This is a genomic window from Salmonella sp. 32070601201500089SM (genome assembly GCF_017573605.1).
Classification (GTDB): Bacteria; Pseudomonadota; Gammaproteobacteria; order Enterobacterales; family Enterobacteriaceae; genus Salmonella; species Salmonella enterica.
The window spans coordinates 68,918-91,464 of the sequence record NZ_JAGETK010000014.1 but is presented as its reverse complement, the minus strand read 5'-3'; the positions used below and the strand labels follow the sequence as shown (position 1 = coordinate 91,464).

The window sequence follows — 22,547 nt, the reverse complement described above, 5'->3', positions numbered from 1 at the left end:
AAAACTTACGCACTTGTCTGATTTTCAGACATGCGCGCCAGATGCTGTATGCGGTTACTCAGATAAAAATTGGAGCTTGTTTTGGAACGGAGTCTGATGTGCGAATTGAATTAAAAGCGGTATGCGTCTGCAATGCCCGACGCGGCAAGTCGTTCTGCGCTATAACGAAAAAGGGGGTCTGTCACTGGCTTTGCCCTCGTGATAGAGGGCTTTTTATGACAGGAATACTAAAGCAGGAAAAGGATGGCTGGCGTAGGATCAGTCGCGTTCAATGGTTAAAGCAACGCCCTGGCCGCCACCGATACACAGCGTCGCCAGGCCTTTACGCGCGTCGCGTTTAACCATTTCGTGCACCAGTGAAACCAGAATTCGACAACCGGAAGCGCCAATAGGATGCCCCAGCGCAATCGCGCCGCCATTAACGTTTACCCGTCGCTCATCCCATTCCAGCATTTTTCCTACCGACAACGCCTGGGCGGCAAACGCTTCGTTGGCTTCGATAAGGTCGACCTCCGTCAGTTGCCAGCCGGCGCGCTCCAGACAGCGCCGGGTAGCATATACCGGCGCAATCCCCATTAGCGCAGGATCGACGCCGACGCTGGCAAACGCGCGGATGCGCGCCAGCACCGGCAGCCCCAGCGCCTGGGCGTTCGCCTCGCTCATCATCATCACCGCGGCGGCGCCATCGTTGATTGAGGAGGCATTACCCGCCGTCACCGAACCTAAACTATCAAACGCCGGATGCAGCAGGGCTAACCCCTCCGCACTGGCGTCGGCCCGCGGTTGTTCATCCGTATCGACAATTGCGGTCTGCCCATTACGTTGCGTGACGATGGGGACAATCTCATCTTTAAAACGTCCGGTATCAATCGCGGCCCTGGCTTTTTGTTGCGAACTGAGCGCATAAGCATCCTGTAACTCGCGGCTGATGCCATATTCCCGTGCCAGGTTTTCTGCCGTCACGCCAATGTGATAATCGTTGAAGGCATCCCATAAGCCATCATGTACCAGACTATCCACCAGATTGTCGGCATCAGGCAACGCGCCGGTACGGCTGTCATTGAGGACATGCGGCGCACGGCTCATATTCTCCTGCCCGCCCGCAATAACAATGTCCGCTTCGCCGCACTGAATAGCCTGCGTCGCCAGGTGCAACGCTTTTAAACCGGAACCACAAACGTCATTAATGGTAATAGCGGAAACGGTAGTCGGCAGCCCTCCTTTGATGGCTGACTGGCGCGCCGGATTCTGCCCGGCGCCAGCCGTCAGTACCTGACCGAGGATGACCTCATCGATAGCGTTAGCGTCCACGCCGGTGCGCTCAATTAACGCTTTTACGACCATACTCCCCAGCTCGACGGCGGAATGACGGGCCAGCGTTCCCTGAAAACAGCCGATGGGTGTCCGTAAAGCCCCCACTATCACAACCTCTTTCATTACCACCTCAGCGCAAAATGACACCGCCATAGTAGAGCATTGTTAAAATTAGTTATCTTGATTGTTTAAAAAAAGTGAGTTTTATCACAAAGGAAATGACGCTGATTTGACGGTGGCGCAGCTTATTTCTGCTGCAAATGGTAGCGAAGCCAGTTCCCCGCCGTTCCGGGCGGCGTCTTCTTGTTCCACAACAAATCAATAGCAATCGCCCTCGGCCAGCCAGGAACATCCAGCTGCGCCAGCGGTTTTTCCGCCGCAAACTCTTCCACCAGCGCGCAGGGCAATACGCACCAGCCAAATCCCTGAACCGCCATGCTCAACAGTAATAAATAGTTTGGCGCTGACCAGGCCGGGCCGCGCGTAATGTTGGCATTAGATTCAAGGTAGGTATTCAGACGCAGCTCGCGCCAGGTATGCAGTTGCTCCCATTGCAGGTTCGTCTGCGACGCCAACGGATGCGTGGTCGCCACATAAACCCCCATCCAGCTTTGAACAGGCAGACGCGTCGCGCCAATGTTTGTGGGATAGTCATCACGCGCTTCAATCAGGCCTATCTGGGCGCGCCCTTTTTGCAGCAGGTCGATAACATCATCATTTTCTCCGATCAAGCATTCAAACTCGGTATGCGGAAATTGACGATCAAACTGCGCCATTAACTCTTCCAGACTGTCAGGGTGCAGGGTATCAGAGAGGACGAACGTGAGCCTTGCCTCCGTCTCGCCGGATAACGTCAGCGCCACCTCATCCAGACGGTCGCTCGCCGATAAAATAGCCTGAACGTAGCTAAGCACCCGTTTTCCTTCTTCGGTCAGAACGGGCTGGCGCGAAGATCGATCAAATAATGAAAATCCCAGATCCGCCTCCAGATGCGCAATGGCGGTACTAATGGTGGACTGGCTTTTACGCAGGCGGCGCGCCGCCGCAGAAAACGAACCGCAAGAGACGGTCTCAACAAATGCCATTAACGCTTCAGGTGAGTAACGCATAACCTATCTACTTTATCGATGGATGTTATCTTTTAGGTATCATATTAAACGATAAAATAGCGGAAATTTCTTTAGTTCGATTAAGAGTAAGGTTTTTTCGTTTATGCAACATGACGCCATACAACGTCGCTCGCTGCCGGAGCGTATTTTCCATGCTGTCTGTTTTGAAGGTATTGCGACTGCAATACTGGCGCCAACGACCGCCTGGCTAATGCAGCGCTCGGTGCTGGAGATGGGCGGCCTGACGATATTGCTGGCAACGACGGCCATGATCTGGAATATCATTTATAACGCTCTGTTTGATCGACTGTGGCCTGCGCATCAGGTGAGACGAACCGCCAAAGTGCGTGCACTCCATGCGTTAGGATTTGAAAGTGGGTTTATTGTCATTGGCGTGAGTATTGTCGCCTGGGTACTGAATGTCAGCCTGCTACAAGCATTCACCCTGGAAATTGGTTTCTTCCTGTTCTTTTTGCCGTACACGATGCTGTACAACTGGGCATACGATGTTTTACGCCAACGAATAGTGACTCGCCGCCAACAGCGCGTTAGTGCATGATATTGCTCTTTTTTGCCGGGATCGCAACGCTCCCGGCCCTCCTCCTCCACGACATCCATCTGCTTAAAACGCCCCCAACTGACGCTATTTATGGTAAATTGCGCTTCTTTTTGTGTGTTTTATAGTTGATAAATTCAAATAATGTCTAAAATTTGGTCAAAAGATGAGACTCTCTGGAGTTTTGCATTATACGGAACGGCTGTAGGCGCAGGCACTCTTTTCCTTCCCATCCAGTTGGGATCGGCAGGCGCAATCGTGCTATTTATTACCGCGCTGGTCGCCTGGCCGCTGACATACTGGCCGCATAAGGCGCTGTGTCAGTTTATTCTTTCCTCAAAGACTTCTGCCGGTGAGGGAATTACTGGCGCCGTTACTCATTATTACGGCAAGAAAATCGGCAGTATTATTACCACGCTTTATTTCATTGCGTTTTTTGTCGTGGTATTAATTTATGCTGTGGCGATTACCAATTCCCTGACAGAGCAATTAGCGAAGCATATTCAGATAGATATTCGCATCCGGATGGCAGTTAGCTTCGGCGTAGTACTTATCCTGAATATGATTTTCTTAATGGGAAGACATGCCACTCTTCGCGTAATGGGCTTTTTAGTCTTTCCACTTATCGCTTACTTCTTGTTCCTTTCGCTCTACTTAACCGGAAGCTGGCAACCTTCGTTACTGACCGGGCAGATGTCTTTGGATAGTCACACGTTGCACCAGGTATGGATTTCTATTCCGGTGATGGTTTTTGCTTTTAGCCATACGCCCATTATTTCGACGTTTGCCATCGACAGACGGGAAAATTTTGGCGATCAGGCCATGGATAAATGCAAAAAGATCATGAAGGTCGCCTATCTGATTATCTGCCTGAGCGTGCTGTTCTTTGTCTTTAGCTGCCTGCTCTCCATTCCGCCGTCATACATTGAAGACGCGCGCAACGAAGGCGTTACCATCCTTTCCGCGCTCTCGATGATGCCCAATGCGCCGGCCTGGCTCTCTATTTCCGGTATTATCGTTGCCGTCGTGGCCATGTCGAAATCTTTCCTCGGCACCTATTTCGGCGTCATTGAGGGCGCAACCGAAATGGTAAGAACCACCCTACAGCAGGTTGGCGTGAAAAAAAGCCGGGCGTTCAATCGCGCGCTGTCTATCATGCTGGTCTCCGGGATTACGTTTATTATTTGCTGTATTAACCCGAATGCCATCTCTATGATTTATGCTATTAGCGGCCCGCTCATCGCGATGATTCTGTTTATTATGCCCACGTTGTCAACGTACCTGATACCGGCATTGAAACCCTACCGTTCAGTAGGCAATTTCATTACGTTGGTCGTCGGTTTACTTTGCGTATCGGTGATGTTTTTCGGCTAAAGTAAAAGATAGCCGGGATATAACTCCCGGCTATTTTATATAAGAATCCAGCACCTTTAATATTACGTCCAGATCTTCTTCACGTCTGGCTTCATCACTCTGATGAACGATATGCTCGGTCAGATGCCCTTTAATCACCTCGCGCATTAAGCCATTTACCGCGCCGCGAATCGCCGCGATCTGTTGTAACACGGCCGCGCATTCATGCGGTTCATCCAGCATTTTTTTTAGCGCTATCACCTGCCCCTGAATCTTGCTGGTTCTGGCTTTAAGCTTTTGTTTGTCCCGGATGGTATGTGACATTACAACACCTCACTAACATTAACGAATACAAATTATAGCATTACGATGCTACTGGGGGGTAGTATTCCATACTGGGGGGGAGTAGAATGACGTCCACATAAAACAACTAAGAATCATTCTCATGGGTGAATTTTCGACACTTCTTCAGCAAGGAAACGGCTGGTTCTTCATTCCCAGCGCCATTTTATTAGGTATTTTGCACGGGCTTGAACCAGGGCACTCCAAAACCATGATGGCGGCTTTTATCATTGCCATTAAAGGTACGGTTAAACAGGCTGTCATGCTCGGTCTGGCAGCAACGCTTTCTCATACCGCGATCGTCTGGTTAATCGCTCTGGGTGGGATGTATCTTAGCCGGGCATTCACCGCACAATCAGTGGAACCATGGCTGCAGTTAATTTCTGCGATCATTATTCTGAGCACCGCGTGCTGGATGTTCTGGCGGACATGGCGAGGCGAGCAGCAGTGGCTGGCGGGAAACCATCATCACAACCACGACCACGACCACGACCACGACCACGACCACGACCACGACCACGACCATCATGGTCACATACATCCGGAAGGTGCAACGTCAAAAGCGTATCAGGATGCCCATGAACGCGCCCATGCTGCCGATATTCAACGCCGTTTTGATGGTCAAACAGTGACTAATGGACAGATCCTGCTATTCGGCCTGACCGGAGGGCTTATCCCCTGTCCGGCTGCGATCACCGTTTTACTGATTTGTATCCAGCTTAAAGCGTTTACACTGGGCGCCACGATGGTGCTGAGCTTTAGTCTTGGCCTGGCATTAACGCTGGTGACGGTAGGCGTTGGCGCGGCGATAAGCGTTCAACAGGCAGCAAAGCGCTGGAGTGGTTTTTCGACGCTTGCCCGGCGGGCGCCCTATTTTTCGAGCATTCTGATTGGTCTGGTCGGCGTGTATATGGGAATTCATGGCTATACCGGGATCATGCAGTAAATATGTAACGCTTCTGCTCAGGCCGTATCATTCACGTCGGGTTTCATTCCAGAAGCGTTTTTACTTATCAAACGGTATGAAAGGCCATACATTCAGCGTCCCGCCTGAATTCTGTATTTTACTCCACTACACCACAGGCAAAAAATACCCCACCGCCACCGGGTTTAGCCGGCGTGTCAGTGTTTCTGGATAGGGTCGCCGGAGGCGGGTTATTGCGGAGCGATAAACGGAGTTCGCTGCAGTGATTTACAAAACCGGGTACCAAACAGCAGTTCCCGTAATCGGTTCCGCATTCCCAGCTTCACCAGTAACCGGTATTTGTCCTGCCAGATTTGCTTCTCCTGTGTATTCAGCCTTCCACACAACGCTGACAACCTTCCTCGTCCACGGTAAACTTCCTGAAGCAAGCGTAACTGGGCCAGGCTCACTCCGCATGCCAGTATCTCCCGGTGCATCAACTGATCCATATAGTTCATCAACCGCTTCGGATTGTTAAATATCGGTGGCACTTCCAGAAAGCCCGTCACCGGATCCGGAGATAACAAAAAGGCGTCCAGCGCTCCTGTCCTGCGCAGGCGTGCGCCCCCGGCCCACTGTTCATCCCGCCGCCACCGAATAAGTATCTCCGCCAGTTCCTGCTCCAGCAGCGCCGGGATGCCGCCGTATACCTTCAGTACCACCCGGTCGCTGAAAAACAGCTCATCGCTGATAATCATAACCGGGTAGTCCGGCAGTATCTGTCTCAGGGAATAGAACAAAAAGAGATGTTCACGGGGACGCAGACACAGTATCAGTATGGCCTCCGGTTTCCGACGTAATTGCTGCAACAGAACAGGCAGACTGTATGCGGTTTCACAGTTGCAGCCCGGCAGAAATCTCCGGACCAGGTGTGCCACGGCGATCGTCACCGGCCAGCAGTCACCGTAAACGATAATCTGCCGGGCCGGCATCCGGTTATGTTCCGTCATCCTCATCCTCCTTCTTTTTCAGGATTTTCCCCGCATTTCTGTTACTGCACAGCCGGTTCCACAGTTCATTTGCCATCGACCTGTCACCATTACCGACCCGGCGTTTTGATACCAGCGGCGGTCCGGCTTTTTCACGGCGCGTGGACGGGGTGGGACTGTCAAGAACCCGGATAACATAAATCTCATAGCGTCGTGCTTTATTGGGCAGGGTCTGGTGACGGCAGATGCTGACCACCCGCGATGTTTTGCTTCGCAGATAGGCAATCAGGTAGCTGGCCCGTCTGGCCGTGATGTGAAACGCCTCTGCTATCTGGTTACGCTGAACCCAGTTCTGCTGCAACAGGCACCAGTGTGCCACGATGATATACAGGGGCTCGCCGGCATACTGGCGGACACTTACCGGAATAAAACAGGCATCATGGTTGGTCTGTCCGGGATAATGAATATCGTTACCTGAAAAAACTATCTTCTCTTTTGATTTATCAGAAGACATGCAGACTCTCCGTTTTTTAGTGAAAAAGACCGAGAAGAAAAAAATAATCATAAAGATAAATTTATATCTATTTTTAATTAACTATCAGGAAATGGTATTTAATTCTGCTAATTGTAAGTAACAATCACTGTCATTGCGGCTGAAAAAGCACCTGTTTTAATTACCGCACCGGGTATAGCTTCGGCCTTTGCTTTATACTGTTTTATAATTTTGCCACCGGCACCGTTATCAAGATGGATAGATCCCATATCTGTTTTCATATTAAATTTAACTGGTATGTTATTATCCACATCAATTACCGACAGTCTGAATCCATTGTTTTCTTGTTTATTATTCTTAAGAATCACGGTGCTGTCAGCATCTGCCAGTGTCAGACCGTTGGTCCTGAACTCTATAGCCAGTGGGGCGTCGAACGGGATCTGCGTTCCGACATTCTGTTGTGCTGTAACGGTGAAAGGTACTTCCCTGGGCACCATGGTTTCCTTATATTCCGTATAAAAATGCCCCATTTTGATAGTATTAGAAGGAGAGATAATAACCGTGCCTGAGTTGTCAGGAATAAACCTGAGATTAAACGCAGAAACAGTTAAAGGTCTGAATGGAACAGTTGGTGGCCCAACAGATATTGAGGGTTGTGACGGGCTATAGGGATATATATTAATTTTACTTTCCGGAATATTTATGTCCACAAAATTATTACTGAAAACCTGTTCAACAAAAATACGTACTGTAATCGTTCCGCTCCGGTTATATGTTTTTTGCGCTTCCATACGTTCTCCGAATGCTTTTGAACTGGACCAACCGGAAAACCCTGCCTGTATATCCTTCCATGAAAATAGCACGGGAGTCCCGTTCCCTTCCTGAATAACGATATCCATTCCAAGACCACGATCTTTTAGCGCAGTGGCTACCTGTTTCATATTGGAAAGCGAAACTGCTGTAGAGTAAACAAGTGAACCAATACTGCTCCATGTTGTAGTACAGGTATAACTTATGGGAACAGTAATCTTCTGCAGTTCCTGCCCCTGTAAATATTGTCCTCCCCTCAGATTGATATTCTGAATATTTATATTTCCATTGGCATCACATTTTGACCAGTCGTAGTTTGCCCGCGCAGAATCACAGACAGCAAAGAAAAGAAACACACCTGACAGTATCAGTGATTTCATATCGAATAATCGTCCTGTCATGATGTCGCCCCTGCGTCCTTAAACGCGCAATTCAGGGCATCGCAGGTGTAGCGGTTCATCTGCAGTCCACCGTAATCATCAATATACCCCACCCACAGCGTCCGGGTTTCTGCCGGCAGAAAAGCCTTTAAAGGCAGGCTCCCCAGGGGTGGCACCATCACGCCCTCGCGGAAACCACTGAGCCTGTGGCTACGGTCTGCTCCCAGCCACGCCACAGTGATGTAGTACGGTGTCGGGTTTCTGAGGGTCAGATGTCCCGCATTTCGCTCAGCAGTCAGCTTTCTTTCCGGCTGGTCACTGCTGCTTCTGATAATGGCTTTCGGACGGTAAAACAGTTTCAGCTGGCTCTGCATGGCCAGCTGCAGGACGTTGTCGTCTTCCGGCTTCGGGGGAACGCCCCGCACGTTAAACCAGAACAGTGTTTCTCTGTCCTGAGGGAGCTTATCTGTCAGCCCACGAACCTGGGTAATGCGGACCTGGGATTTCTGTCCGGCATCAATACGCTGCAGCGGCGGCAGCGCCATCAGCGCATCGGTTCTCACCCCGTCAGCGTCCGTCACCCAGGACTGCGCCAGGAACGGCGTGGTTTTGTCATCGTTATTCAGCGTGATGGCCACCGTTTTCTGTGGCGCATCCATGATAATACGGGTCCGGTCAACATTGACGGCCGCCGGGCTGTACTGGCTCCATGCTGCCGCCAGTGCGAGTAAAATCACACGGCTTCTTCTGCTGTTTTTCACCTGTTTTCTCCTTTAGACCTGCTCTGTGACAGGGATATTTTTATCTGCAGGGCAGTAACAGCGGCCCCCGGCTGAGTGTCACCGTTTCCGGCAGGGTGAGTCTGCACTGCACCCGGCCATCCCAGGACACATTCAGGGTCCGGCGGTCTTCCCCGCTGAGACCTGTCAGGTAGGCCAGACCGCCATCTCCGACCATCCCCGCGGTTCTGCCGGTTTTCCCGGACACCACCAGGGCGCCAAACGGCGGACTTGCGCCATCAGCCAGCCGGATATGACCGAGCACCTGCGCCCCTTGGCTGGCGTCAATCTTCCGGTAGCCCACCGCGCCCTCCGTCAGCACCTGGCTGACGACGGAGCTGCTGACGTCCACGTCCTCCGGCAGGGCGGCCACATCAACCGAAATATCGCTGCGGCGATAGCTGCTGCCGGCGCTCACCACGCCCACCCCGAAGCGGTTGGTCACCCCGCTGTTGCCGTTCACCGGCACACCGGCCACGTCTCCGGTATCTATCATCATGCGAGGCTCATTCCCGGCCATCGACTGGCTGAAGGCGGCGCCGTGGGCGGTGGCGGTCACCGAGCCGTACCAGCTCAGGCCCAGGCTGCGGTACTGTCCGGGCTGCAGGGTGGCGTCCGCTGCCGCCTGCCCCCACGGCAGACGGCTCTGCACGCTGCCGCTAAAGCTGCTGTTACTGCCGGTGTCATAGCGGTTATGACCGGCGCTGATGTTCCATGTGGTGTCCGGGTTATGGAAATCGCTGTAATTCACGGTCTGCTGCAGGCCGCCCCGGTTATCTTTCTGTACGCTGTAACTCACCTGGCGGCTGTCTCCCCACGGGATACTGATGGTGGCGTAGACCTGGTTCTGGCTCCCCCCGCCGGTGTACTGGTTACGGGCAAACGACACCGAGGCCGAGAGCCCCTGAAGGTCGCCGAGACTGAACACTTTGTTGAAGCTGAGCATGTAGTTATTGTTGGACTGCGCATTCCAGTAATTGAGCCGGCTTACCGAGAGGGCCGCGCTCATATTGAGTACCGGAACGGACTGGCTGTAAGTCACGGTGTAGCTCTGTTTTTCATGCCATGCATCGCCGCCGTCGGTGGCCCGACGCTGCAGGTACTCCGGCATGGACAGAAAATGGCGGTCCGAGAAGCGGTATCCGACGAACGCCAGGGTACTGCCGGTTTTATCAAACGTTTTGGCATAGTTGATACGGTAGCTGTAACCGGACTGCTTCTTCCCATGCGGCAACCGCGCATCTGAGCGGGTGACGTCCGCAGACAGAGCGCCCAGCAGCCCCATATTCTGGCCGATCCCGAGCGCCGCGGACTGGTAGTCGCCGGTGGAGGCAATGAGGCCGCCATACAGCGACGTGTTGTTAAATGCTCCCCAGGTGGCCTCCCCGAGCAGAAAGTCAGGGCTGACCGTGCTGTTGTTATGCGTCCCGCCGTACAGCGGACGTCCGGCGGCCACCTTATAGCGAACCTGTCCCTGGCGTGCCATAAAGGGGACGCTGGCCGTGTTGACCTGCCAGGTCCGGACGCTACCGTCGCTTTCCCGGACGCTGACATCCAGGTTGCCGCTGATATTCTGGCTCAGGTCGGGAAGCTCAAAAGGCCCCGGCGACACCCGGGTCTGGTACAGAATGCGGCCATTCTGGCTGACGGTAACCTGTGCATTACTGTTCGCAATGCCGCTGATTTTCGGGGCATACCCCTGAAGAGAGGACGGCAGCATGCGCTCATCGCTGGCCAAAGTGAGCCCGGCAAAGCGGAAGGAGTCAAAAATAGCGGAGCTGAGGTACGTCTGTCCGAGCGTCAGTTTTGAGCGCAGTGCTGGCAGGGCACGGAACAGATACGTCTGCGGCAGATAAAAATCGGACTGTGATGCGCCCCGCCCACTGTCAAAACGGCTGTACTGGTAATCGCTCCGCAACCGCCAGACGCCGAGATTAAACCCGGCGGTGCCGTAGAGGCTGTAGCTGGTAGAGGTCTCCCCCTGCTGCGGCATATAGCGGTTGGCCATCAGGCTGTAATCGAGCAGGCCGGCGGTGACGCCGTCGCTCCAGCGTGAAGGAGGCACCCAGTCCGGGTCCTGATAACGCATCCAGGCCTGGGGGATAATGAAGGTCAGACGCTGATTTTCAGCGCTGTACCGTACCTGACTGTCAGCGGAGCGCAGCTCAAGGCATTGCCCGTCCGGGATACCGGTAACGGGTTTCAGGCCATGAATAATCTTATCCTTAAGACCCAGCATGGCCACCATGTCTGTTGTCACACAGATGACGGCCGCGTCGCGTCCGGCAACCGGTACAACTCTGACCGGATACTGTTCCCGTACCGGCTGGTCATTGAGCCAGATATCGAGAATATAGTTACCGGGCGCCACATACCCCTCGCGGCTGAAGGCCGTGAGGTCCACGTTGGACAGGTTCCCGCTGTCCAGCAGGCTGGCATTGAACTCCGTGGCCTGCGACTTCAGGACGGAAAATGTCAGGGTAATCAGAATGGCAAGCCGGGTAATTTTCATGGCATGGCGCTTTCGTGTTGTCGTCCGTGTAACAGACAGCCCGCAGGCACAGTCAGATATAAAAGCCGTCCGATCCCCTCCGTGGACGGCTTCTCCCTGTCGTTATTTACCGCGTGAAATCACAGGTATTTCAGGGTGTAGGTGACGGATGCGTTGAAGTCACCGGGAGTGACGCCATTATCCAGTGCTATTAGTCGGGCAAAGAAGTTGAGTTCGTTGTTTCCGGCCTGCAGTTGCTGAGCGTCGCCATCCTGCATCGGGGTGTTGGGATCGATAATTGTGGCGTTGTCACTCTTCAGTAGCTGGACACCAACATGCTGTGCGATACCGCTGGTGGTGTAAGCCTTTTTGCTGGTATTCGCTGCGCCAGAGAAAGATACGGTTACTTTGGACATTTTCCCTGCGGAGCCAGCTGTGTCCGGGGTATTCGGATCGAAAGCACAGTTCTGTAGATGAATGGTGAACGGTTTTGATTCCGTAGTTGCGTCGGCGGTATTCAGTTTACGGTAAGAAATCTGTCCAAACGGAACGGTGATCGCATCGTCACCCGGCGCGATATCACAGGGGGAGTTGGTGATGGTGCCAGTGAAGGTAATTTTACCTGAGCCGAACGGGCCTGCTGTGGGTGGATCGACTGCATATACAGAAGCGCCATACATCATACCGGCAGCCGCCATGGCAAGTATTATTTTATTACGCATAGATAATATGTCCTTTGGGTGAATGAGAATTATTTTGCAAAGGCTGAAAACAACTCTGAGGGTATTAATGAAAGCGTTCAGAAAAGATTCGTATGAATAATAAACGCCTGGTGTTAAACGAAGCACCTGAACTTTCCATCGAAAAATATTGATTTCAGCTAATGCCTAATCAGTTGTAAGAAAATTCTTATTCAAATTAAAACAATAAAAATAGATCGATACGATCGATGATTATGATCGTAATTTAAGAATAATCATCAAAGAAATACTTTTTAATGTAATTATAAGCGGGTGAATACCTAACAGACAGATATTCGCAGCGGACATGAAATATTTTGTAATATATTATCTGGAATGTATGTTTTGTTTTTCCATTACACTGGATATTTACAAAACATAATACTAATCATATATAACAATGAAATTACTGGTAGCATAAAAAACTGGATATAACGCAAGTAAAAGGCATTTAATTCCAAAACATTAACTTAATAAATCATTATGAACCATCATAAGTGGAAGGAATAAAAAATAATAAATGAAATGATATTCTTCTGTATTTGTGATGGGCATCACAATAGATATAAATGCAGGTACCCTGACATTTCTGAACTTCGCGGATGAAATTTAAAAACAATGCCGACAGCAAAGAACAAACTGGTAATAGCTGTCAGACATAATGCTGCCTGCTGTAATGTATACAGCAGGCTGGGGGATATTAATGCGCGGCGTCGTGCTGCACGGAGTGCGTGGGTGACTCCTGAACTGACTGAGAGTCTACAACTATGCCATCCTGAGCTGATTTCAGTAACAGACCTGCCTGATAGTATTTTCCTTCGTTCATCAAGGAAAGCGCTGTGGTCACATCCTTACGGGTTTGCTGAAGAGGAATGAGTTCCTGATTTTCAATAACACTGACGCCTGCTAGTTTCAGGGCCTCTATAGTCCCTTTTTTATCTCCTTCTTTCATTTTCTGGTTTGCTTTATTAATAGCATCATTTTTCTGGCCCGCAGGGAGATAATCTTCTGCTACCGTAATCGATGAATTTATCCGAATATAGTGGTCTCCTTCAACTGGGGCTTTTTTATCTGATTTGACATACAGATTCCAGTCAGTGCTGTCATCGTTCAGGAGTTTTTCTGCTTGCGCAGCCAGTTGTTCCGCCTTTTGGGTCCGACCATTAAACAACTCGAATCGCGACATTCCGATATCACGCATGGCCTGCCAGGCCTGTCCGGATATCTTGTCATTATTCAGAGTAACGTTATCAGTCATGTTTGTTGCGGCCATAATATTTCCTGAAAACAGGATAACCATCAGCGCAACGCCTGGCATAATATGGCTTTTCATAATCCATCATCTCCACAAAGTAACATTTTTTATCGGATTATCCTATTCAGAACCGGTAACCCACGCCAAGATTAAAACCATTGCTATTAAGGCTTCCGCTGTTATGGGTAGCATCAAAATCCGCGCCCTCATAACCCAGAGTTATAGCGACATTACTGACCGGGGTATAAGCCACGCCAGCAGAATAACCATATCCGACCTTACTGTCAGACTCATTTATCCCGTGATCACGCTGATGCAATAATACGGGGCCCACTTGACTATACAGACTTAACTGGTTATTTATTTTCCATGAGGGGCCTGCAAGCAGGGAGTAATAACGGGTTGTTACACGACCATTACTGCTTTCATAGGAATAGCGCTGGCTTCCATTTAGCCATGCAAATGAGGTTGTCAGCCCCCAGTCCGGTGACATTTCATAGTTGTTTGCCAGCCGTACCCCACGCAACGTCCCGGCGTGATTAGTATGGGACTGGGCGTATCCAAGTGAAAATGTACTGGCATTATCGTCTGCCCATACCGGACTGGCTGCAGCAGACAGCAGAACAATACCGGCACTTCCGGCTAATAGCATTTTGTTCATCTTCTTCTCTCCGGTTATTTTTACCTGATGCCTTATTGGCATGTATTAAGTTAAAATCTTTCCGTGATAACAAACTATAAATAAATCTTTTAAATTATGAGCGCTGTTACGCCAGCAAATACCTTTATCTCCGGCTGTCGGGAGGCTATTCACGGAAATATATCCAGGCCAGAAACAGTATTTAATAATAAATAAACTGAAAAATAAAAACTGACAAAAATAGAAGTTCACAGATATATACCAAAAATAATTTGAGTTGCTTAAAGGCGGCAAGGGAGTGAGTCCCCAGGAGCATAGATAACGATGTGACTGGGGTGAGCGACAAATCTGCCGGGAGCAGATTTGAACGTCGCGTGCGACGCCCCGTCAGGGCGAGGCCCATGGATGGGCCGGGTAATCCGTAGCCAACACATAAGCAACTTGAAGTATGAAGGGTATATAACGGGAAAGAAGGCATATCGGCCTGGTAAATCAACGTCTGTGATTTAAGTTGCAGGAAACGGCTATGGAGAGGGGGGGGCGGCAGTTATCGGGCAGTAACGGCATTGTTCAGTGAGTATCCAGGAAAAAAAAGAAGGGAGCGGTACTCCCTTCGTAAACATGTCAGAATACGACATTTTGGTACTCTTTTATTTATTATCTGGCCGTAAAAGTTATGCTGTTGGCAGATATCTCCAGTCAACATAAAAAAATACCACCAGCTAAAAATGTGATGCAAACCACCATTAAGCAGGTAACCAAATTGACTGTGCCACTAAATCCGGAAAAGAGTTTGAATCCGGGGATAACATCTGATGCAGAAATTAGCACCAGTCTTCGATTCGGATACCCGGAATGCGTTCAAACTCGCGGAGATTGTTTGTGACGACGACCAGTCCGCGGCTACGGGCATGGCCAGCAATCATCTGGTCATAAGGCCCGACAGGTGTTCCCTTGCGGGCCAGTTCGGCACGGATTTGACCGGTATGTATCGCCAGCCTGAAGGGGCATGTTGGCTTTGACGATCAGGCAAAAAACAACGGCGAATAAAATAAAGTCGTATGATGATCTTCACATTTATCATCATCAGCGTTCATATTACTCAACCTGTAATCAACCTCTGGCGTTTTTCTGTATCCATCACAACCATTTCCGGTAAAGGTAAAAAAGGAATTTGAACCTTTCCGGAGATGATAATGAAGGTAAATACATGGACAATTTTGCTTATGTCGGCGCATCTGACGGCCTGTGCCGTCCCTGGCACAGAAAAATATCAGACCAGCATGGACAGCGTTACGGCAGAAAAAATAAGCCGGATTATCCAGTCGGATGTCATTCCTTATAAAGGCGAAAACCATGGAGAAGTTATCAGCCGCGTATCGTCTGCTTTTCTCGGAACACCTTATCAGGCGGATACGCTCATCGGTGGGCCCGGCATCCCCGAAGTCCTTGTAGCGAATTTCAACGGCGTGGACTGCTTTACCCTGGCTGATTACGTTGAAGCCCTGGCCCGCAGCGATAATCAGAAATCGTTTCTGCATAATCTTGCCAGGACTCGCTACGCCGCGGGCAAAGTTGCTTATCTCAGCCGCCGGCACTTCTTCTCTGACTGGTTCGCCGCAACACCGCGTAATGCACGGGATGTAACGCCGGATATCAGCCCTGATTATGTCGTTGTTGACAAGCAGCTTAACCATAAACCTGATGGCGGCGAGTACATTCCTGGTCTGGGCATCCATCCTCGTAAAATAAATTACATTCCCGGAAGAGCCATCAACCAGCAGGTCATGAACCACCTAAAAAACGGGGATTATATCGGTGTCTACTCCCCGCTTGACGGGCTGGACGTTTCACATGTGGGTATCGTAGTTCGCCATGATGAACAGGTGTGGTTCAGGAACGCCTCCTCATTGGCCGCAAACAGAAAAGTGGTGGATACACCGTTTATGGAATACATGCATTCCAGACCGGGCATCGTTGTGCTGCGGGCTGAATGATAAAGTCATTACCGGAGTCGCCAGCTGATAATAGCCGTCCGACATAGGTATTGAAACCCTGTGTACTGTGGGGCCGACACGGAAAATTGCTGTAAATTCGTGGTTTTAGTAAATACTAGAAGATATTTGTCTGGAGCGGGCGAAGGGAATCGAACCCTCGTATAGAGCTTGGGAAGCTCTCGTTCTACCATTGAACTACGCCCGCTTTGAGATGCGTAAGGCATTATAAACCTTACGCTCTGGTTGGCAAGAGACTTACTGGCTGACTGGCGATTAATTCGCCGTCAGCACTTCGGTTTACTCCCCTGCGGCGGCAGATAACGCAGCGGATCGATGGCCGTCGCCCGGTAGCGAATCTGGAAGTGTAGTCTTACGGATGCGGCATCCGTGCTGCCCATCGTAGCGATTTTTTGCCCCGCTTTAACGCTTTGTCCATTATTAACCAGCATGGTGTCATTATGAGCGTAAGCCGTAATGTAATCTTCATTGTGCTTAATCATGATGAGATTGCCGTAACCGCGCAGCTGGTTCCCGACATAGACAACTTTACCCGCTCCCGCCGCATAAACAGGCGTTCCGCGCGCGCCCGCAATATCGATCCCCTTATTTCCGCCCTCCGCGGTGGAATAAGGTAAAATCACTTTACCGTTAGCAGGCCATACCCAACAACGCTGCCCCACCGGCGGCCAGGAGGATTTTGGCACCGAAGATGACGGTCTGACCGCAGCAGTTTTTGTTGCTGTTTTATTGCTGGTTTTGCGTGTTGAACTGCTACTCTTTGCGCTGCCGCGCACTTTAATTCGCTGCCCCACCTCAATAGTATAAGGCGGAGAAATGCCATTCAGTCGGGCCAGTTCTTTCACGCTGGTTCCCGTGGTGCGCGATATACGATACAACGTATCGCCGCGCTTAACGGTATAGACGGAGCCGGAATACGTTCCTGAGCCGGAATTACTGGAACACCCCGCCAGCAGCAGCCCTGCGCATAACAGCACCGCAATACCCAGGCTATTTTTGTTCAGGCGTCCTGCGCTCAAAACCATTCCTCACTCTATTGACAGACGCCTTATGATAGCAGCCAAATGCCGTATGCCCAATCCATTGACGCCGGAAAGGGGCCGCGTGGATGATGATGCCGCGAATATCCGATATGCCAGCATAATATCGACTCACGGCACAATGGCGCTCGTCTGCGTTCTGTCAGGGCCTGTTTTGGTAATGCCTTTCTTTCTGTTATGCGCTACGCTGATCGTCTGAGTATATGGCCTGGCCATGCTGCCGGGTCATTTTAATTTTCAGGAGCTTTCATGACTGAGGAACATGTCGTTTTATTGGATGAGCAGGATAAGCCTTCCGGCACACTGGAAAAGTATGCGGCTCATACGCTTAATACGCCTTTGCATCTGGCTTTCTCCTGCTGGCTATTTAACGAAGATGGTCAGTTGCTGGTAACACGACGGTCGCTGAGCAAGAAAGCCTGGCCAGGCGTGTGGACGAATTCGGTTTGCGGTCATCCGCAACAAGGCGAAACCACCGAAGAGGCGATCATCCGCCGTTGTCGGTTCGAACTCGGCGTGGAAATTACCGATCTCACCCCCGTCTATCCGCACTTCAGCTATCGAGCGACAGATCCAAACGGTATTGTGGAAAATGAAGTCTGTCCGGTATTTGCCGCGCGGGCAACCAGTGTGTTACAGGTTAACAGCGAAGAGGTGATGGACTATCAGTGGAGCGAATTTAAAAGCGTATGGAAAAGCCTTCTCGCTACGCCGTGGGCATTTAGCCCGTGGATGGTCATGCAAGCGTCAGACGAACAAGCGCGTGAACGACTGCTCAATTACTGCCAGCGTTAAAGATTGCCTGATGGCGCTACGCCTGAACAAAGAGATGCCGGATGGCGGCTAATGCCCCATCCGGCAATTTACATCTTATTTCACCGGACGCATCGCCGGGAACAGAATAACGTCGCGAATCGTGTGGCTGTTAGTAAACAGCATCACCATACGGTCAATACCAATTCCCAGACCCGCTGTCGGCGGTAAACCGTGTTCCAGCGCCGTCACGTAGTCTTCGTCGTAGAACATGGCTTCGTCGTCGCCCGCCGCTTTTGCATTAACCTGATCCAGGAAACGCTGCGCCTGGTCTTCCGCATCGTTCAACTCGCTAAAGCCATTGCCGATTTCACGACCGCCGATAAAGAACTCGAAGCGGTCAGTGATTTCCGGGTTCACATCATTACGACGCGCCAGCGGAGACACTTCAGCCGGATATTCGGTGATGAAGGTCGGCTGAATCAGATGCGCTTCAGCGACTTCGTCAAAGATCTCGGTGACGATACGGCCCAGACCCCAGCTCTTCTCGACGTGAATGCCGATGCTTTCAGCAATCGCCTTCGCGGAATCGAAGTTGTCCAGATCAGCCATATCTGTTTCCGGACGATATTTCTTGATCGCTTCACGCATGGTCAGTTTTTCGAACGGCTTACCGAAGTCAAACACTTCATCACCGTACGGAACCTGGGTGGTGCCCAGAACATCCTGCGCCAGCGTACGGAACAGAGACTCTGTCAGTTCGATCAGATCTTTGTAGTCCGCATACGCCATATAGAGTTCCATCATGGTGAACTCAGGATTATGGCGCACGGAGATGCCTTCGTTACGGAAGTTACGGTTAATTTCGAATACGCGTTCGAAGCCGCCAACCACCAGACGCTTGAGGTACAGTTCCGGCGCGATACGTAGGTACATGTCCAGATCCAGCGCGTTGTGATGGGTGATAAACGGACGGGCAGACGCGCCGCCTGGGATCACCTGCATCATCGGGGTTTCGACTTCCATAAAGCCGCGAGCAACCATAAACTGGCGAATACCGGCCAGGATCTTCGAACGGGTTTTGAAGGTGTTACGGGATTCATCGTTAGAGATGAGATCCAGATAACGCTGGCGATAGCGCGCTTCCTGGTCCTGCAGGCCGTGGAATTTATCCGGCAACGGACGCAGCGCTTTCGTCAGCAGGCGCAGTTCGGTGCAGTGGATAGACAGCTCGCCGGTTTTGGTTTTGAACAGCTTACCTTTCGCGCCGAGGATATCGCCAAGATCCCACTTCTTGAACTGCTCGTTGTAAACGCCTTCCGGCAGATCATCGCGTGCCACATACAGCTGAATGCGGCCGCCTACGTCTTGCAGGGTAACAAAAGAGGCTTTACCCATAATACGGCGAGTCATCATACGGCCCGCGACGGACACTTCAATATTCAGCGCTTCCAGTTCTTCAGCTTCTTTCGCGTCAAACTCTGCGTGCAGTTGGTCTGAGGTACGGTCACGACGGAAATCGTTCGGGAACGGGATACCCTGCTCACGCAGTGCAGCCAGCTTCTCGCGACGTGCCTTCATTTCATTGTTAAGATCGACTACCTCGTCAGCGCCCTGTGCGTTTTGTTCAGACATGTTGATTCCTCATAGCCCTGCTTTCAAACTTGCTTCGATAAATTGATCCAGACTACCGTCCAGTACCGCCTGTGTATTGCGGGTTTCCACCCCAGTACGCAGGTCTTTAATGCGGGAATCGTCCAGGACATAGGAACGAATCTGGCTTCCCCAGCCGATATCGGACTTAGTGTCTTCCATCGCCTGTTTTTCAGCGTTCTTTTTCTGCATCTCCAGTTCATAAAGCTTCGCTTTCATCTGCTTCATGGCCTGGTCTTTGTTTTTGTGCTGCGAACGGTCGTTCTGGCACTGCGTCACGATTCCGGTTGGAATATGGGTGATACGCACGGCGGATTCCGTACGGTTAACGTGCTGACCGCCTGCGCCAGACGCGCGATAGACGTCGATACGCAGATCCGCCGGGTTAATGTCGATATCGATATCGTCGTCCACTTCCGGGTACACAAACGCGGAGCTAAACGAGGTATGACGGCGACCGCCGGAGTCAAACGGGCTTTTACGCACCAGACGATGTACGCCGGTTTCAGTGCGCAGCCAGCCATAGGCATATTCGCCGGAGATTTTGATAGTCGCGGACTTAATACCGGCGACTTCCCCTTCCGATTCTTCAATGACTTCCGTCTTGAAGCCGCGCGCTTCCGCCCAACGCAGATACATACGCAGCAACATGCTGGCCCAGTCCTGCGCTTCAGTACCACCGGAACCGGCCTGAATATCGAGATAGCAATCGGCGCTATCGTACTCGCCGGAGAACATCCGGCGGAATTCCAACTGCGCCAGCTTCTCTTCCAGCGTATTCAGTTCCGCGACGGCTTCGTTAAACGTCTCTTCGTCGTCAGCTTCTACCGCCAGTTCCAGCAGCCCGGAAACGTCGTCCAGCCCCTGAGTCATTTGATCAAGCGTATCGACGATCGCTTCGAGCGATGAACGCTCTTTTCCCAGCGCCTGCGCGCGCTCAGGTTCGTTCCAGACATCCGGCTGTTCCAGCTCGGCGTTTACTTCTTCCAGACGCTCTTTCTTAGCATCGTAGTCAAAGATACCCCCTAAGAACGTTGGTGCGTTCCGTGAGGTCCTGAATGCGGTTATTCACCGGGTTAATTTCAAACATGGTCTGATTTCTTTTATTTGACTTGTCAAAATGCGGTTATAAGGGCGAAATATTAGCGGATTTCGCCCCTTAATTACAGCGAAAGTGTTGTTAAATCGCCCCGATCATAGCGGCCAAATATCATCGATAATAATCTGTAAACTACGGTTGCCGCGAAACTCGTTAATGTCCAGTTTATAAGCCAGTTCTACCTCCCGCACGCCGTTATCCGGCCAACAGGTCGTATCAATATTAAATGCGATGCCATCCAACAGCGGGCCGCCGCCGACAGGCTCCACCATCACCTTGAGGTGACGCTCGCCCACCAGACGCTGCTGTAGCAGACGGAAACGACCATCGAATAACGGTTCCGGGAACATTTGCCCCCACGGTCCGGCATCCCGCAACAGTTGCGCCACTTCCATAGACATCTCCGCCGCGCTTAATGGACCATCGGAGATCACCTCGCCTTGCAACAGGGCAGGATCGAGCCATTCCGTCACCAGCTCGCCAAAACGTTGCTGAAACTGCTCGAATTTATGCTCTTCCAGCGACAATCCCGCCGCCATCGCATGACCGCCGAACTTGATCATCAGATCAGGGTAAAGCGTATCCAGCCTTTCCAGCGCATCGCGCATATGCAACCCCTGAATCGAACGGCCTGAGCCTTTTAGCGTGCCGTCGCCCGCAGGTGCAAAGGCGATCACCGGGCGGTGAAAACGCTCTTTAATGCGCGACGCCAGAATTCCGACCACGCCCTGATGCCATTCAGGATGATACATCGCCAGACCGCCCGGAAGCGTTTCACTACTGCGCTCAAGCTTTTCGCACAGGATAAGCGCTTCCGCCTGCATCCCCTGCTCTATTTCTTTGCGCGTCTGGTTAAGCGCATCCAGCTCGCTGGCCAGAACACGCGCTTCGCCGAGGTTGTCGCACAACAGTAACGCCACGCCAACGGACATATCATCCAGCCTGCCGGCGGCATTCAGGCGAGGCCCCAACGCGAAGCCTAAATCACTGGCGGCAAGCTGCTGCGGATCGCGATTCGATATCTCCAGCAACGCTTTAATTCCCGGACGGCATTTCCCGGCACGAATACGACTTAGCCCTTGCCAGGTCAGAATACGGTTGTTAGCGTCCAGCGGCACAACGTCTGCTACCGTACCCAACGCCACTAAATCCAGCAGCTCCGCCAGATTCGGCGGCGCGATGTTGCGCTCGTCGAACCATCCTTTGTCGCGCAAAAATGTTCGCAACGCCAGCATCAGGTAAAACGCCACGCCGACGCCCGCCAGCGACTTAGACGGGAATTCGCAGTCGCGCAGATTGGGATTAATAATCGCTTCGGCATCCGGCAACGTGTCGCCTGGCAGGTGGTGATCGGTCACGATCACCGGAATCCCCAACGTCTTTGCATGCGCTACGCCGGCGTGGGATGAAATGCCGTTGTCTACGGTGACGATAAGCTGCGCGCCGCGCGCCTTCGCCTGATCGACCACTTCCGGGCTTAAACCGTAGCCGTCTTCAAAGCGATTAGGCACCAGATAACTGATGTTGTCACATCCCAACGCACGCATTCCCAATACGCTTAGCGCAGTACTGGTCGCGCCGTCGGCGTCAAAATCGCCAACAACAATAATGCGGGTACCTTCGCGAAAGGCGTTGTAGAGGATCTCCACCGCGTTATCTATGCCGCTAAGCTGTTGCCAGGGCAGCATTCCTTTCACGCTGCGCTCCAGTTCGCGGGCGCTACGAACGCCCCGGCTGGCATATAGACGTCGTAGTAATGGAGGAAGATCGGCGGGGAGTTCCGCCGTCTCATCAGCCTCGCGCCGACGAAGTTGTCTCTGTTGTTTCACGCG

Annotated in this window: 20 protein-coding genes, 1 tRNA gene and 1 pseudogene; 5 read left to right on the top strand and 17 right to left on the bottom strand. The window is 51.6% G+C overall.

What is annotated here, in order from left to right; all coding sequences use genetic code 11:
• Positions 1–258: 258 nt before the first annotated feature.
• The gene (locus J4728_RS19560; protein ID WP_208212271.1) at positions 259–1,437 is read right to left on the bottom strand and encodes an acetyl-CoA C-acetyltransferase; all 1,179 of its coding nucleotides are present in this window, start codon (positions 1,435–1,437) and stop codon (positions 259–261) included.
• A 122-nt stretch (positions 1,438–1,559) separates the two neighbouring features.
• Entirely contained in the window at positions 1,560–2,423 is an 864-nt protein-coding gene (locus J4728_RS19555) for a LysR family transcriptional regulator (protein ID WP_001270779.1), read from the bottom strand.
• A gap of 103 nt (positions 2,424–2,526) precedes the next feature.
• Here J4728_RS19555 and J4728_RS19550 point away from each other — a divergent pair, with 103 nt between their 5' ends.
• Together J4728_RS19550 and J4728_RS19545 are read left to right on the top strand one after the other, a co-directional pair.
• Positions 2,527–2,982, top strand: a complete 456-nt coding sequence (locus tag J4728_RS19550) for a multidrug/biocide efflux PACE transporter (RefSeq protein WP_001519547.1) — start codon at positions 2,527–2,529, stop codon at positions 2,980–2,982.
• A 141-nt stretch (positions 2,983–3,123) separates the two neighbouring features.
• Positions 3,124–4,353, top strand: coding sequence for an amino acid permease (locus J4728_RS19545; protein WP_000036837.1), 1,230 nt, complete (start codon positions 3,124–3,126; stop codon positions 4,351–4,353).
• 30 nt (positions 4,354–4,383) lie between these two features.
• On the opposite strand, the gene rcnR is transcribed toward J4728_RS19545, so the two are convergent.
• Positions 4,384–4,656: a Ni(II)/Co(II)-binding transcriptional repressor RcnR gene (gene rcnR, locus J4728_RS19540; RefSeq protein ID WP_000019953.1), complete on the bottom strand. Its 273-nt coding sequence runs from the start codon at positions 4,654–4,656 to the stop codon at positions 4,384–4,386.
• 121 nt (positions 4,657–4,777) lie between these two features.
• Here rcnR and J4728_RS19535 point away from each other — a divergent pair, with 121 nt between their 5' ends.
• Positions 4,778–5,620 carry a nickel/cobalt efflux protein RcnA gene (locus tag J4728_RS19535; RefSeq protein ID WP_000503710.1) on the top strand — a complete coding sequence of 281 codons (843 nt, stop codon included), beginning with the start codon at positions 4,778–4,780 and terminating at the stop codon, positions 5,618–5,620.
• 209 nt (positions 5,621–5,829) lie between these two features.
• Here J4728_RS19535 and J4728_RS19530 read toward each other — a convergent pair whose 3' ends face one another.
• The 9 genes and pseudogenes from J4728_RS19530 to vapC all read right to left on the bottom strand — a co-directional run.
• Positions 5,830–6,588 (bottom strand): transcriptional regulator, encoded by a 759-nt coding sequence (locus J4728_RS19530; RefSeq protein ID WP_000134800.1) that lies wholly within the window; start codon positions 6,586–6,588, stop codon positions 5,830–5,832.
• Positions 6,575–7,081, bottom strand: coding sequence for a CaiF/GrlA family transcriptional regulator (locus tag J4728_RS19525; protein ID WP_064000870.1), 507 nt, complete (start codon positions 7,079–7,081; stop codon positions 6,575–6,577). The genes J4728_RS19530 and J4728_RS19525 overlap by 14 nt, the downstream gene beginning before the upstream one ends.
• 107 nt (positions 7,082–7,188) lie before the next feature.
• A complete protein-coding gene (locus J4728_RS19520) occupies positions 7,189–8,271 on the bottom strand; it encodes an adhesion protein (protein ID WP_208212269.1) in 1,083 nt (360 codons plus the stop codon).
• Positions 8,268–9,011, bottom strand: coding sequence for a fimbrial biogenesis chaperone StdC (gene stdC / locus J4728_RS19515; RefSeq protein ID WP_208212266.1), 744 nt, complete (start codon positions 9,009–9,011; stop codon positions 8,268–8,270). The genes J4728_RS19520 and stdC overlap by 4 nt, the downstream gene beginning before the upstream one ends.
• A 40-nt stretch (positions 9,012–9,051) precedes the next feature.
• Entirely contained in the window at positions 9,052–11,541 is a 2,490-nt protein-coding gene (gene stdB, locus J4728_RS19510) for a fimbrial outer membrane usher protein StdB (protein ID WP_208212264.1), read from the bottom strand.
• Positions 11,542–11,660: 119 nt separating this feature from the next.
• Entirely contained in the window at positions 11,661–12,242 is a 582-nt protein-coding gene (locus J4728_RS19505; RefSeq protein ID WP_208212262.1) for a fimbrial protein, read from the bottom strand.
• A 718-nt stretch (positions 12,243–12,960) separates the two neighbouring features.
• A complete protein-coding gene (locus tag J4728_RS19500; RefSeq protein ID WP_000835265.1) occupies positions 12,961–13,593 on the bottom strand; it encodes a YfdX family protein in 633 nt (210 codons plus the stop codon).
• Positions 13,594–13,639: 46 nt separating this feature from the next.
• Positions 13,640–14,176, bottom strand: coding sequence for an STM3031 family outer membrane protein (locus tag J4728_RS19495; RefSeq protein WP_208212261.1), 537 nt, complete (start codon positions 14,174–14,176; stop codon positions 13,640–13,642).
• Between the two features lie 803 nt (positions 14,177–14,979).
• A pseudogene (gene vapC, locus J4728_RS19490) lies at positions 14,980–15,150 on the bottom strand (tRNA(fMet)-specific endonuclease VapC); the annotation flags it as partial.
• A gap of 195 nt (positions 15,151–15,345) precedes the next feature.
• Between vapC and J4728_RS19485 the strand changes: the two are divergent.
• Positions 15,346–16,152 carry a DUF1460 domain-containing protein gene (locus tag J4728_RS19485; protein WP_001574939.1) on the top strand — a complete coding sequence of 269 codons (807 nt, stop codon included), beginning with the start codon at positions 15,346–15,348 and terminating at the stop codon, positions 16,150–16,152.
• A gap of 131 nt (positions 16,153–16,283) precedes the next feature.
• Here the strand turns inward: J4728_RS19485 and J4728_RS19480 are convergent.
• Both J4728_RS19480 and actS read right to left on the bottom strand, forming a co-directional pair.
• Positions 16,284–16,357: transfer RNA gene (locus J4728_RS19480), tRNA-Gly, on the bottom strand.
• A 79-nt stretch (positions 16,358–16,436) separates the two neighbouring features.
• Complete coding sequence (gene actS, locus J4728_RS19475) at positions 16,437–17,195, bottom strand: amidase activator ActS (protein ID WP_208212259.1); 759 nt, start codon at positions 17,193–17,195, stop codon at positions 16,437–16,439.
• A 264-nt stretch (positions 17,196–17,459) separates the two neighbouring features.
• On the opposite strand from actS, the gene idi reads away from it, so the two are divergent.
• Positions 17,460–18,005, top strand: a complete 546-nt coding sequence (gene idi, locus J4728_RS19470; RefSeq protein ID WP_000133994.1) for an isopentenyl-diphosphate Delta-isomerase — start codon at positions 17,460–17,462, stop codon at positions 18,003–18,005.
• A gap of 75 nt (positions 18,006–18,080) precedes the next feature.
• Here idi and lysS read toward each other — a convergent pair whose 3' ends face one another.
• The 3 genes from lysS to recJ form a co-directional block, all read right to left on the bottom strand.
• Positions 18,081–19,598: a lysine--tRNA ligase gene (gene lysS, locus J4728_RS19465; RefSeq protein ID WP_000003339.1), complete on the bottom strand. Its 1,518-nt coding sequence runs from the start codon at positions 19,596–19,598 to the stop codon at positions 18,081–18,083.
• A gap of 9 nt (positions 19,599–19,607) precedes the next feature.
• Positions 19,608–20,706, bottom strand: a protein-coding gene (gene prfB / locus J4728_RS19460) for a peptide chain release factor 2 (RefSeq protein WP_010989230.1) whose coding sequence is annotated in 2 segments (ribosomal slippage) — positions 19,608–20,630 and positions 20,632–20,706 — 1,098 coding nt in all. Because the reading frame shifts where the segments join, the coding sequence is not laid out codon by codon here.
• A 104-nt stretch (positions 20,707–20,810) separates the two neighbouring features.
• Positions 20,811–22,544, bottom strand: coding sequence for a single-stranded-DNA-specific exonuclease RecJ (gene recJ / locus J4728_RS19455; RefSeq protein ID WP_000813394.1), 1,734 nt, complete (start codon positions 22,542–22,544; stop codon positions 20,811–20,813).
• Between the last annotated feature and the right edge of the window lie 3 nt (positions 22,545–22,547).